The organism is Lysinibacillus sp. RU7 (genome assembly GCF_057837305.1).
Map to the genome: position 1 here is coordinate 1 of NZ_JBYQFK010000029.1, position 13,556 is coordinate 13,556.

At 38.6% G+C, this 13,556-nt stretch carries 10 protein-coding genes; all 10 read right to left on the reverse strand.

Features of this window, described 5'->3' with window-relative positions:
- Positions 1-404 precede the first annotated feature (404 nt).
- The gene (gene hemL / locus AC3II9_RS17730; protein ID WP_489157573.1) at positions 405-1,694 is read right to left on the reverse strand and encodes a glutamate-1-semialdehyde 2,1-aminomutase; all 1,290 of its coding nucleotides are present in this window, start codon (positions 1,692-1,694) and stop codon (positions 405-407) included.
- Position 1,695: 1 nt separating this feature from the next.
- The gene (gene hemB / locus AC3II9_RS17735; RefSeq protein WP_489157575.1) at positions 1,696-2,676 is read right to left on the reverse strand and encodes a porphobilinogen synthase; all 981 of its coding nucleotides are present in this window, start codon (positions 2,674-2,676) and stop codon (positions 1,696-1,698) included.
- On the reverse strand, positions 2,673-3,425 hold the full coding sequence (locus AC3II9_RS17740) for a uroporphyrinogen-III synthase (protein WP_489157576.1): 753 nt from the start codon (positions 3,423-3,425) through the stop codon (positions 2,673-2,675). The genes hemB and AC3II9_RS17740 overlap by 4 nt, the downstream gene beginning before the upstream one ends.
- Positions 3,415-4,347, reverse strand: coding sequence for a hydroxymethylbilane synthase (hemC, locus tag AC3II9_RS17745; RefSeq protein ID WP_489157578.1), 933 nt, complete (start codon positions 4,345-4,347; stop codon positions 3,415-3,417). The genes AC3II9_RS17740 and hemC overlap by 11 nt, the downstream gene beginning before the upstream one ends.
- A gap of 18 nt (positions 4,348-4,365) precedes the next feature.
- Positions 4,366-5,202 (reverse strand): cytochrome c biogenesis protein, encoded by an 837-nt coding sequence (locus tag AC3II9_RS17750; RefSeq protein ID WP_489157580.1) that lies wholly within the window; start codon positions 5,200-5,202, stop codon positions 4,366-4,368.
- A 143-nt stretch (positions 5,203-5,345) separates the two neighbouring features.
- Positions 5,346-6,707: a glutamyl-tRNA reductase gene (gene hemA, locus AC3II9_RS17755; protein WP_489157582.1), complete on the reverse strand. Its 1,362-nt coding sequence runs from the start codon at positions 6,705-6,707 to the stop codon at positions 5,346-5,348.
- A 231-nt stretch (positions 6,708-6,938) separates the two neighbouring features.
- Entirely contained in the window at positions 6,939-9,848 is a 2,910-nt protein-coding gene (locus AC3II9_RS17760) for a VWA domain-containing protein (RefSeq protein ID WP_489157584.1), read from the reverse strand.
- Between the two features lie 12 nt (positions 9,849-9,860).
- Positions 9,861-11,294 carry an S-layer homology domain-containing protein gene (locus AC3II9_RS17765; RefSeq protein ID WP_489157586.1) on the reverse strand — a complete coding sequence of 478 codons (1,434 nt, stop codon included), beginning with the start codon at positions 11,292-11,294 and terminating at the stop codon, positions 9,861-9,863.
- 65 nt (positions 11,295-11,359) lie between these two features.
- On the reverse strand, positions 11,360-13,048 hold the full coding sequence (locus tag AC3II9_RS17770; RefSeq protein WP_489157588.1) for a hypothetical protein: 1,689 nt from the start codon (positions 13,046-13,048) through the stop codon (positions 11,360-11,362).
- Between the two features lie 117 nt (positions 13,049-13,165).
- Positions 13,166-13,348 carry a YjfB family protein gene (locus AC3II9_RS17775; protein ID WP_489157590.1) on the reverse strand — a complete coding sequence of 61 codons (183 nt, stop codon included), beginning with the start codon at positions 13,346-13,348 and terminating at the stop codon, positions 13,166-13,168.
- Positions 13,349-13,556 lie beyond the last annotated feature (208 nt).

Consider the following 13,556-nt stretch of genomic DNA (forward strand, 5'->3'; position numbering starts at 1 on the left):
AACTAAAGCAGTGAAAACAGGTGATGCCGTCTACTGTGGAACGGTTGAAAAAGCTTAAGTTTACAGCTATGGGCTGAAGCCATGCCCGTGGAAAGCGAGCCGAATGGAGCGGAAATCAACGTTTCACACGATTCTATTAACAATAAAAGGTAAAACAACACACTTGACATATTTTATAATTATATTTTTATTATACCAAATCTCAAGAATATTTTTATTTATTTTACCAACTGATATGATCAATTAAGAACATAAATTATTATAGAACCAACTTTAAAAGCATATAAAAAACCCCCTCTTATAATATTTTCAAAATAGATAAGAGGGAGTTCTTACTTTGTGAATTGGTTGCGAATTACACTACTTTATACAGTACGATTTAAAACCTGTATTTTTCTTTCATTTTATCGTGCCAGTTTCGCAAATACTTTATGGAATGCTTCCACTGTTTTTGCAATATGTTCTTCTGTATGGGCTGTAGAAATAAATAATCCTTCAAATTGTGAAGGTGGAAGGAAAATGCCTTCCTCCGCCATTAATTTAAAGTACTCTGCAAACAGTTCTAAATCAGATGTTTTTGCTGATTCGAAATCAACTACCGCTTCATTTGTAAAGAAGAAGCCAATCATCGACCCTGCACGGTTTACCGTGTGCGGAATATTGTATTTTGTTGCGGCCTCGCGGAAACCTGCTTCTAATTGATCCCCTAGCTTTTTGAAATACTCGTAAGAATCTGTATTTAAACGAGACAGTGTTTCATAACCTGCAGTCATCGCAAGTGGATTCCCTGATAAAGTACCTGCTTGATAAATCGGACCTGCTGGCGCGATTTTTTCCATAATTTCACGCTTACCACCGAAAGCACCTACAGGTAGACCACCGCCGATTACTTTTCCTAACGTTGTTAAATCTGGACGCACACCAAAGTACTCTTGTGCACAGCCATAGTCTACACGGAAGCCAGTCATTACCTCATCAAAAATTAACACTGTACCGTTGTCTTCCGTTAGCTTACGTAAGCCTTCTAAGAAGCCCGGTTGTGGCGGTACAACGCCCATATTCCCAGCTACTGGCTCTAAAATAACGGCCGCTAAATCATCACCATATTTTTCGAATACTACTTTCGCTGATTCTAAATCGTTATATGCGACCGTTAACGTATTTTTCGCAATATCTGCAGGAACCCCTGGAGAATCTGGTAAGCCAAGTGTTGCTACACCTGAGCCTGCTTTAATTAATAAAGAGTCGCCATGTCCATGGTAAGAGCCTTCAAATTTTAAAATTTTGTCACGCCCTGTATAGCCGCGTGCTAAACGAAGAGCCGACATCGTTGCTTCCGTACCAGATGAAACGAAACGGATCATTTCAATCGATGGTAGGCGGTCCATTACTAATTTCGCTAATTTATTTTCCGAAAGAGTTGGTGCACCAAATGAAGCCCCTTTAGCTGCTTGTGTGGCAATCGCTTCTACTACTTCAGGATGTGTATGACCTAAAATTAGTGGTCCCCAAGATAATACATAGTCAATATACTCATTGCCATCGATATCTTTAATAATCGCACCATGACCCGATTCCATGAAAATCGGATCCATATTTACCGATTTGAATGCACGTACCGGTGAGTTTACGCCACCAGGCATTAAATTAATTGCTTCAGAAAATGCTTGCTTTGACTTTTCATATGAACGCATATTATTTTTCCTCCAACCAACGTGCCACGTCTTTTGCATGGTACGTAATAATTAAATCAGAACCCGCGCGTTTCATGCCTAATAATGTTTCCATAACAACAGCTTTCTCATCAATCCAGCCATTTTGCGCGGCTGCTTTCACCATCGCATACTCACCCGATACATTGTACGCCACAACTGGTACAGGGAAATTATTTTTCACATCGCGAATAATATCCATATACGCAAGCGCTGGCTTCACGATTAAGAAATCCGCGCCTTCTTCTACGTCAGATGTTGCTTCACGAATTGCTTCTAGACGGTTCGAAGGGTCCATTTGATACGTTTTGCGATCCCCAAATTGCGGCGCACCATCCGCTGCATCACGGAACGGTCCGTAGTAGCTAGATGCATATTTGACGGCATAAGACATGATCGGAATATGCTCAAACCCCACTGCGTCAAGTCCCGCACGAATCGCTGTCACAAATCCATCCATCATATTTGATGGTGCAATAATATCTGCTCCTGCCTCAGCTTGTGAAATAGCTGTTTGCGCTAATAAGTTTAATGAAGGGTCGTTTAAAATTTCTTCCCCTTCTACGACACCGCAATGACCATGATCTGTATATTCACATAAACATGTATCTGCTACAACAAGCAACTGTGGGTGACGCTCTTTTGTAAAGCGTGTTGCTTTTTGAATAATTCCGTGATCATGATATGCACCTGAACCAACTGCATCTTTTTCTGCTGGCAAACCGAATAAAATGACTGCTTTAATTCCTAAAGCAACCACTTCATCCAGCTCTGCTCCTAAGTGATCTAAAGATAGCTGGAATACGCCTGGCATAGATGATACTTCATTACGTACCCCTTCGCCTTCAGCAACGAAAATTGGATAAATCAAATCTTCTTTGTGTAAATAAGTTTCTTTCACTAATGCACGCATACTCGCATTTTGACGTAAGCGGCGATGACGTTGGAAATATAAATCTGTCATGATGACTCCTCCAATAAAATGATTTCCTCTACTACAGCTTGCATCGTATACACTTTCGGTTGGACATATACTGCTACGCCTAATCTTTCGAGAGCATCAGCTGTAATATGGCCAATTGCTGCGGCACGAATGCGCGACCAGCCAACAATCGGCGCGATATGTTTGGCAAATACATCTACAGCAGAAGGACTGGCAAAAATAACGATAGTCTGCTCACGCTCTAACAGCTCAATAAACGGTTTAATAGTAGCTTCATTCGTACACGTTTCATAAACCGTCCATTCTGTTACGTTAGGCACACCTTCGTGAATCGTTTGTTTTGCTAAACTCCCTCGGATAAACAGTTTACGTTCTGACGCCTTCGATACCTGCGGAAATTCCTTTATAAACACATCCGCACTAAAAATAGAAGGCATAAAATCAACATGTAGTCCATACTTCTCAAGAAGCTCTGTTGTTTTCGTACCGACAGAAGCAACTTTACAACGGAGCCCCTGTATATTTATTTCTGCCCGTTGACACTTCTCCATAAAGGCTTGTACCGCATTTTGGCTCGTAAAAATTAGCCAATCATAGCTATGTAATGAAGCTAATTGATGAGCATCATTTGGTGAATGATACTCCTGTGTTTTAATGAGAGGAAAAACCGCACATAACCCGCCGTTTTCCTCAATGAATTGTTTGACACCAAGCGTCGGAAGTGAGCCTGTCAACACAATCGTTTGTCCTTCTAAACGATTACTCGGCATCTAACTCAGCCTTTACGCGCTGAATCAAGTCATAAGCTCCTTGCTCCGTTAAACGTTTCGCTACTTCCTTACCTACTGTCTCCGCATCTGTACCAGTTACTGTTTCCTGATAAGTCACTGAGGCATCTGGCGCTGCTACTAAGCCTGTTAATGTAATATTGTTGCCTTCTACTGTAGCATATCCTGCGATTGGCACTTGGCATCCACCATCCATTTCAGCAAGGAAAGTACGCTCTGCATGTGCTGTTTTCCAAGTAGTCGCATCTGTTAATTTCGCTAGCTCTGCCAGTAACTCCGCATCATCTGCGCGGCATTCAATACCAAGTGACCCTTGTGCTATCGCTGGTAAACAAAGTTCTGTATCTAAATATTCCGTTACGACATCCTCATTCCAACCAAGACGCTTTAAGCCTGCTGCTGCCAAAATGATCGCATCGTAATCTTCTGTTTTTAACTTATTTAAACGTGTATCCACATTACCACGAATCCATTTGATTTCTAAATCTGGACGGGCTGTAAGTAGCTGGGCACTACGACGAAGAGAACTTGTCCCAACAACCGCCCCTTTTGGTAGGTCCGCAAATTTCAAATTACCTTTTGAAATAAAGGCATCACGTGCATCTTCACGCGGCGGGATACAACCAATCACTAATCCTTCTGGCAGAATCGCTGGCATATCTTTCATCGAATGGACAGCAAAATCGATTTCTTTGTCATAAAGTGCTTGCTCAATTTCTTTTACAAATAACCCTTTTCCGCCTACTTTCGACAACTGTACATCTAAAATGCGGTCACCTTTTGTAACAATTTCTTTAATTTCAAATTCAAAAGGTACACCCGCCGCCTTTAGTTCATTAATGAACCAATTTGTCTGTGTTAATGCTAATTTACTTTTTCGCGAACCTACAATAATTTTTCTCAACATAATCCTACCTTTCCGCTAATACCATAAGTGGAAGTTCGATAATTTGTTGCCTAGGAAGAAGTTGATGACCGTTAATAAAAAGGCATACACGTGCACCCAAGCATACATTGTACCCACTAATTTTCCACTACGATGTAATAATAAAATAATTAAATATAGAACCGTAATAACAAAAGAACCAATAATTTTAATGTCAAATACGGATAATCCATCCAATGTCATCAATGCCCATTCTAACCCTAAAATAAGACTAATGAAAAGTAAAGGCACTCCGACAAGTGTCGAATTATTCATCCAACTTGTCGTTTGCTGTAAAGATGGTAATCTCGTCCAAATGGTGCTTGATCCCACTTTCTTTTCCTTTAAAATACGATATAAAATTAAATATAATATTGCAAAGACAAAAGTAAGTGAAAATGCCGCATAGGACATAATGGCAAATGAAATATGAATAAAGAGCATTTCCGATACGAGAGACTCTCCTACCATTGGCTGTGCTTTTTCAGCTGGTGCAAACAAATGAATCGTTACAAACACAAAGCTTAGTACATTGACAAAAAATACAGGCATATCAACGCGTGCAATGCAGTGAAGTGCAATCGATAATGTTGTGAGAAGCCATGCATAGAAGTAGATCCCTTCAAATAACGATAAAATTGGAAAACGCTTTAGTTCTATTATAAATAATACGAAGAAAATCGTTTGCATCGTCCAAGCAACACAGACGAACCAAAACGCGATACGCCTCGCTTTTACATATTTATATAAATAATCCATAAAATAAAAAACAATTCCTACTGCATATAAAATGACCATGACTTCATAAAGTCGAATCATCATTGTTTCTGTCATTGGCAACCCTTCTTTTTAATTAGAAGCTTTTATGCTGATTTTACTAACACTTCAACTTCGGACAATGGAAGCGAAGAAAAAGCGCTTTGTAACTGTATTTTACCATACAGTTACGAAAACGCTTGTAAAAAATTAAATGTTATTTAAAAGGAGAGATGCGGCTTGATGGACATGTCGGTTGAAGCAGCTTTTGCGCGTTCCTTTTCTAGTTGTGTTTGCATCGCTACTTCTTCCTGCACCGCTTGCTCAATGCCGAAAATTTGCTGGAATAGTTGTAAATCACTGCTCGCTTGTGATGAATTCGCTAATTCCTTTGCTTGTAAAATCGGCTCCTTTAATAGCTGATTAATAATGGATTTCGTATGCTTGTTTAAAATTTTTCGTTCGCGCTCTGTTAAATTTGGCATTTTGTTTTCAATACTTGCCATTGTTTCTTCCTGAATGCGATTTGCTTTTTGACGTAAAGCTGTTAGTACCGGTACTACGCCTAATGTTGCAAACCATTCTTTAAATTGCACAATTTCTGTATCAATCATATCCATAATTTGTGTTGCTGCTTTTTCTCGCTCTGCCAAGTTTGCATTCACAATACCTTGTAAATCATCGATATCATATAAAAATACATTCGGTAGCTCACCAATTTTCGGATCTAAATCACGTGGCACCGCAATATCAACCATAAACAACGGATCCCCTTTACGGAGACGTGACACATATTTCATCAACTCATAGTCAATGACATATTCTGTTGCCCCTGTAGAGCTGATTAAAATATCGGCTTCTAATAATGTACATTGTAGCTCGTCCATTGACTTAGCTTTCCCTTCAAATTTCGTCGCCAAATCCTGTGCTTTTTCAAATGTACGATTAATCACTGTTACTTTCCCAACACCGCTACCATAAAGATTTTGAATCGCTAGCTCACCCATTTTTCCAGCACCTAAAATCGCTACATGCTTGCGCTGTAGGGAGCCGAAAATCTTTTTCGCAAGTTCTACCGCTGCATATGATACGGACACAGCATTTTCACCGATTGCTGTTTCGTTATGCGCACGTTTTGCAAATGTCACAGCTTGTTTAAAGAGCTGATTATAAACAGTACCTGTTGTACCTAACTCTTGCCCTTGTAGGAAGCTTTTCTTTACTTGTCCTAAAATTTGCGTTTCTCCTAAAACCATTGAGTCAATGCCCGCTGTCACACGGAATAAATGGTTTAAAGAAGCATCATCTTGGCGGATAAATAAATGGTCTTCAAACTGTTCTAGCGAAATGTTAAACCAGTTCGCTAAAAACTTTTTAATGAAGTGACGCCCTGTATGTAATTGGTCAACAACAGCATAAATTTCAGTACGGTTGCATGTTGAGACAATTACATTTTCCAAAATACTTTTTTCATTTTGTAGCGCTTGCATAGCATTCGGCAAATCACTCTCAATAAACGACAGCTTTTCACGAATTTCAACAGGCGCAGTTTTATAATTTAAGCCCACGACCAATGTATGCATGAACCTTACACCTCACACGTTCTAATTCACAATACCCATTGTAACATAAATAAAGCATTATTCACGCTAAAGTTTGTGAACATGCTATGACTCAGTCTTCTTACATTAGAATTATTATAATCTAAGTGTACCAAAAGTTATAGTATATTTCAATAAATGATTACTTTTTTCTTAAAATTATTAGTATTATGTAAAAACTCCAACAACATATACGTTGTTGGAGTAAAATTTTTATTGGATTTTAACTTTTTCCGACGTTAGTAAGTTCCCTGCTTTATCGTATGCCAAGAATTCCACTTCCTCATAAATGCTGAAGTTATGAATTTTGCGAATATCATGCTCCAGTTCAAACAGATTTAACCCAATATATTTTAAATCTAATTCTACCTCACCATAAACAGAGTAGAATTTAACTTTCACCTTTTCTACATTGCCACAGTTCGCTTCTGCTTCAATAAACAAATACGTACGTCCAATTGTCACATCTGTCTGTTGGAATGAGTCGAAGTTTGGTGGACAAACTTCTGTATAATTTATACATAACGATTTCATCAATGAATTATAAATGTTCGTGATATTGTTAATGTTTGATAGGTGGAAATACGCACCTTCCGTTTGGTTCGCGATATCTTTTAGTGTCGTTGAATTAATATCTTTCGATGGACCCACTGCAATTGTATAGATTTTAATCTTATTTTCTTTAGCAAATGCAATAATATCTCCCTTGATTGTTGAGGAGAAGTTTCCATCTGTTACAATAATAAGCGCTTTCGGAATATTCCCTATCGCTTCTTCTTTTTTCAAATACGGTTTTAATGCGTCAAACCCTTTTACAAGGCTTGTCCCTCCACCTCGATACTTATAATCAAATATCGAATCGGAAGGCGTAAGTGGCATGCCTTCTGAAGCAAAGCGACTTTTCGTATTAAAACCAAACGCATAGGTCGGATCAATTTCTAATTGATTTATTAATTTTGTTGTTTCGGTATTGATAATATTATATGGATCTGCTTTTTTCATTGAGCCTGATTCATCGACTAAAACACCTAATGTTTGAGCACGATTACAAGAATCTAGCGCATTCAGTGGTGGATGGGCGATAATTTCCTTTTCAACCACTTTGCCTTCTAACCCTTTTAATAGCTTTTCATAACGAGAGTCCGTTTCAGGGCTAAACGTGACTTTTGCCGTTGATTTGCCATATGTTACACCTTCAAAGTAAGCGATCGCCTGCCCAGCCCCTTCACTACCAGATGCGCCACTACGGTTAAATGGTACGGTCTTCTTTTTACCGTTATATTCAATCGTTACTTGCCCACGGTAATTTTTAATAATTTGCCCACCTGGTGCAACGAGTGTGACAGCAATTTTCGTATACCTTGCCATATCTCCCGGGCGTTGTGCTGCCTCTTCATCCGCTTTCGTCTGGTCTGCTAGTTCTGCAAGCGCCATAATACCATTTATAACACTGCGCAGCTCTTTATAGCTTGAATTTTGAATTTCTGCTTCTGAAATGCCTTGTGCAATCGCTTGTGCTGATTTCACACTTTTATAATCTGCCATTGAAAAGTCAGAAATTTTATCTGGCAGTAGTTTATATAAATATAATAGCACGGCATATTCCTGTGGCTCATTACTACCAAATTTACTCGTATACTCATTCGGAATATAGCTAAACGGAATATTGTAAGCAGCATTACCATTTTCATCTATATAATAATCCAGTTGAATTGTACCTGTTCCACTATTATCTAATAGATCATTTACAATACGCTCAAACATTTGCTCGGAAATTTCACGTTGCGCTAGTGTTAATTTAGCATATTTATACTGCGGTTTTATAGCAACCGATTGTACATTTAGCGTGCCATCATCATTAATGCTCGATACCGTGATAGGACCTTGTTTCATCACATTTTCTGGATATGCAGGGGCTGACTGATCTTGACCATTATTCCCGCCACCAACATTTTCTTTTCCATCAAATACTTCATATGTCACACGTAATTCTGGCTCAACAATATATTCAATCGGTACTTTAATTTGCGAATTCTTAAATGAAGAAAAGTTAGAACCCGCTGTCGCATCCGCTAATTCAACAAGTATATTATCCTTTAAACTTTTTGTCATACGCGGCGCACGGTAGAAGAAGTTTAACTCTCCACCATCCGATTCAGCAACCGCTGTCGACTGACCATTTGGTGATGTCATAGCAGTTGGCGCTTGGAAGATTTCTTTTGGATCATATTTTAAGCCTTGCTTTTTATCAATTCCAAACTCAATACTTGTAAAATATTCTGAAGAAATCTTAAATTTCAACGATTGATCGTAAGGAACTGTATTCCCATGGCTATCTTTAAACTTAATCGTGACTAATGTTGTATCGTAGCCATTCGCGTTTAATTTTTTCTTTTCGACCTCTACACTTTGAATTGGTTTTGTAGCGTTCGGTGTGTTAGGTGATACGTCACTCGGCTTCTGTTCTGGTTGCTCTAAGTCAACCCCAGTCCCTTGCGATGATACGAAGTTTAGCGGTAGCGTAACTTTTGAGTCGTCTTTACCCGTTGCCGCTGACTTTAACCCTTCCACTGCAAACTTCCCTTTTTGCATCATACGATATAAGAACACTGCAATATCTCCACGTGTTAGTTTACGTGTCGGACTATAGCCTTCATATGTTTTTTTACCGTTTGCCCCCGTCGTAATCTCACTTGTATATAAATACTGCACTGCATGTACTTCTGATAAATCAAGACCGCGCATCGCTGCATAGACAACAGCAAAATCACCGCGCGTTACTAAGTTATTTCGCTTCGCCTTGCTCAAAGCCCCTTGAAGAGGAATATTTAAATCAGCATAGTACAAATACGTCATATCTGTCGTTACTGAATGTTTGTAGTTTGCATCCAGCTTAGCAAACATCGAAAGCATTTCTGCCTCTGATATATTGCCATTCATATCAAACTTGTTACCTGTATAAAGCGATATGACACCATTATCAACAGCCCAATTAATCGCTGTATATTTCCCGTTAGATGTTGGTACATCTGAAATATTCGCTGCTTCTACTTGCGCGGCAAATGGTAACCACGTGGACAATAAAAGCATGAAACTTAGGAAAAGAGTAAATGTTTTCCGCATTTCTATTCCCCCCTAATATTCAAAGAATAAAATATCATCTCGATAGTTTTGTTTCAAATCATTTTCTAAATATTCTAAAACACGTTCAATAATGGCCGCCGCTTGCGCACGTGTTAATGTACCACCCGGGTTAAAGTAACCTTGTGACCCACTCATAATACCGAGCTGTGTAATGACATACACGCCATCACGCGCATAGTTTAAAATTTTATGATCATCTTTATAGGACGTTGTATAACCAGGATCTGGGGCTCTTCCTTCCATGCCAAGTGCACGCACGATAATTGCTGCTGCTTGTTGGCGTGTTAAGTTCCCTTCAGGATTAAAGGTCGTGGCATTGACCCCATTAATAACCCCTTTGTTATACGCAGCTACTAAATATTCATAGTTTGGACGCGTACGCTTCACATCTTTAAAAATAGTTGGTGCTGAATTTTTTTTCTTTGTTGTTCCCCCCACTTCTACCCGCAGGTCAATAGCTTTACCGATCGCTACCGCAAAGTCATAACGACTCATCGGTGTATTCGGTGAGAAGAAGTTAGCTTTGTCATCAAAAATCCCGAGTGAATATAGTTTATCAATACTTGGTTTTGCCCAATGAGCGGATAAGTCACGGAATTTTGGCACGATTAAACGTTCCACTTTTGGCATATATTCTGCATTAAATTCAATTGTGCCTGAGTCCTTTGGTAAGTCATACACATATTGTGAAATCGTATCTGATTCACTATTTACGGCATAACCCCCTTCAAAACTAGCTAAAGACCCTAAATTTTCCTCGTAATTTAGCGTACGAGATTTCGTATAGCTCACGCGGCTCGTGACAGTGCCGACCGTGTCATTTGGGTACTCAAATGTATATTCCATAATTTGTGTTTCCGCAGCACCCCAGAAATTTTCATAACTTGCATCTTTACCAGAACCATGCACCACAACGGTTTGCGTTTGACCGCCCTTGTATTTAATTTCATATGTTTTACGAACTACTGAATTCCCAGATGTATAATCTGATGCCGGACGCTTATCTGTAACATGGCTTTTCGACATTTGATAATCTTTTAATTCAATTGTTGCATCTTGGTACTTAATTTTTTCACTGTATTTTGTCACTTCACCCGTTGCTGTACTTTGACCAATGGCATCATAATTGCTGACATTGTACGTGTATGTAACGGTTCTATCTAATGTAGCTCCATTCGTACTATTCATTTTAATTTTATATGTTTCTGTAATTTTATCCTTTTTTTCAGAAACGGTTACTTTTATATCTTTACTCTTTGCCGTAAAATGCATTGGCTGCCCTAAAATAAACATATACTCCTCATATGTATACTCATTTTTTATACCACCCGTTAAATCAACAATTTCTGCGGATGATTTCATTGGATTGACTACGATTAATAGAAAGGCCATTAATAAAAATACTAAGCCTTGCTTTTTTAACATTGGTTCATCCCCTCTCCTTATAGAATAGTGGGGCATGTAGAGGGTTCTACATGCCCAAAATCTGATTATTCATTTACTAAAATAACTTGTGCATCAAAGGTATCATCTGTCAAAATGACCACACGATCATTCGGTTTTAGTTGGTCCACCGTGATGCGCTTGCGATCTTTAATGATTAATACTTGATTTAATTCAATACGATTCAGGCGCCCTGTATCTAACCATGCCCCTTCATACCACTGGCTTACATCTTTTACTTCCATTTCTGCCGTAGCATCAATACCATTTGAACCTGGATTTATTACATTCACCGACGCGATACGACCTGCTAATGTGACAGTTGGTTGTAATTTATCTTTCCCTACTAAATGAATAGCTTGCACATGACCATCTTTTACATAGAAGTAACCATACATCCCTTCACGCACTTCTAAATTGGTGACAAGTACGGAGTCAGAGCCACCAAAGCTACGTGTCACAACAGTAGAGTTACTAAACGACAACGTTTTCGCATCCTCTTCTTCGCGTACCCAAGCATGAGAGCCCGCTTCTAATTTTGTATAATCTGCAAGTTCCAGTAAATAGTTCGATTGCTCTACTAAAGAAAGTTGACCAAAATATAATTCATGTGTTGCTAAATTTGGTGATAAGAAGCTATCATTTGTAATATTGACAATATGCGTATAGTTGCTCTTCGTCACGCCATCCGTTAAGACAAATGCTGTTCCCCAAGTTATTAAAGTAGTCGGTTCCACTAGACGACCGTTGCGCACTAAAATGGAACCGTCATGGTAATACATTAAACCAAAGTTTTTCAAACGGAAGAACTTATTTGTTGTATCAACTGTTGTAATTTGGTCGTAGAATGTGCGCTCATTATCTTCTAGCACCACTATTTTTTCAATCAACTCTCGACCATATTGTTTTTTCGTTACATAGTAAATATCACTATTGCGGTAATAACTTAATTGATTTTTCGTAATCTGTTTGTTTCCAGCATAAATCGTTGTGTGATTCGTAAATGTAACGGATTGTAAATTTGAATTTGGTCTTGTCCCAAACTCCCAATCTTCAAATGGATGCGCATTCGCTACTGTCAATTTATTGCTACGCGTGTTGACAGTGCTTAGCTCTGCTTTGTATAAATTATGAATGAGCGTCCCTACTTGAATAATTTCGATTTCAGAAACTACGGAGGAAGAAGCAGATGAAAGCTTTAATTTCACACGGTCCCCTTCATACATTGTACTAATATCGACATGTGACTTTCCTTTCACATATTCCGTATCACTGTTTAAGTAGTATTGCTTTTCTATACCTGTATCCAGTTTTACCCGAACAAACATCCCATTCGGGTCAATTTTTGTTACAATTCCCGTTAATTGTTTACTATTTTCAACAATGGCACCTTGTTCGATATCTGACTTTCCTTCAAGACGGGTCACACTACGTAAATTAACAGTAGCCGTTACTTCCATCCCTTTTTTAAATGCATCAATCGTTGAAACTGTACCATTCACATAGTAGTATGTAGTATCTAACAAATTGAATGTCGTTGTACGTCCCGAACTATTACGGATCGTCACTTTCGCATTCGTTTTTTCGACTGTACCATCTTTCAACTCTACTTCCGTATATGTAACACCTTCAAAAGTTCCTTTATAAACTGATGCTGCTTGTGCTGGATTCACAAACGGAATCAATGTTATGAGTAGAACGAATGAAAGGATGGATATACTTAATTTTTTTAGCATGTGTATAGCTCCTCCTTCATTTATCCATACGATTAAAAGTTATAAAATTATGTTTAATTCACTTTTCTCTAAAACACAAATAAACGGAATGATTGGCGCGTCCATTCCGTTGTGCGATTAAATAGAAATATCAATCGCTTTCCCTAAAGTTGGGTGTGGTGCATCAACTGATTGCATCGTTTCAATCATTTGTTGTGTTTGTACTTGTTGTTCCTCTATTGCCATATCAGCAACAGCTAATGATACATTTTGCATTAGTTGTGACTGATTCATAGCAATTGATAATGCTGCGATATCCATAGTAGTGGCACCTCCTATTCTCTTTATCGACAAGATTATCTATTCATCAAGTAATTATGATGAATTCTTCATAAAAAAATCGCCATTACATATCGTAATGACGATTTTTCAACTATTCCTTAGTTACATACGACCTTCGATTTCAGCCCATGCTTGTTCGAGGGCTCATACGATATGAGTCAGTCAACCGTTGCCACATGGATGTGGC

Excerpts from the sequence above, each read along its gene's own strand:
- hemB (WP_489157575.1), bottom strand. The coding sequence starts at position 2,676 with ATGACAGATTTATATTTCCAACGTCATCGCCGCTTACGTCAAAATGCG.
- AC3II9_RS17770 (WP_489157588.1), bottom strand. The coding sequence starts at position 13,048 with ATGCTAAAAAAATTAAGTATATCCATCCTTTCATTCGTTCTACTCATA.
- AC3II9_RS17750 (WP_489157580.1), bottom strand. The coding sequence starts at position 5,202 with ATGACAGAAACAATGATGATTCGACTTTATGAAGTCATGGTCATTTTA.
- hemA (WP_489157582.1), bottom strand. The coding sequence starts at position 6,707 with ATGCATACATTGGTCGTGGGCTTAAATTATAAAACTGCGCCTGTTGAA.
- AC3II9_RS17765 (WP_489157586.1), bottom strand. The coding sequence starts at position 11,294 with ATGTTAAAAAAGCAAGGCTTAGTATTTTTATTAATGGCCTTTCTATTA.
- AC3II9_RS17760 (WP_489157584.1), bottom strand. The coding sequence starts at position 9,848 with ATGCGGAAAACATTTACTCTTTTCCTAAGTTTCATGCTTTTATTGTCC.
- AC3II9_RS17740 (WP_489157576.1), bottom strand. The coding sequence starts at position 3,425 with ATGCCGAGTAATCGTTTAGAAGGACAAACGATTGTGTTGACAGGCTCA.
- hemL (WP_489157573.1), bottom strand. The coding sequence starts at position 1,694 with ATGCGTTCATATGAAAAGTCAAAGCAAGCATTTTCTGAAGCAATTAAT.
- AC3II9_RS17775 (WP_489157590.1), bottom strand. The coding sequence starts at position 13,348 with ATGGATATCGCAGCATTATCAATTGCTATGAATCAGTCACAACTAATG.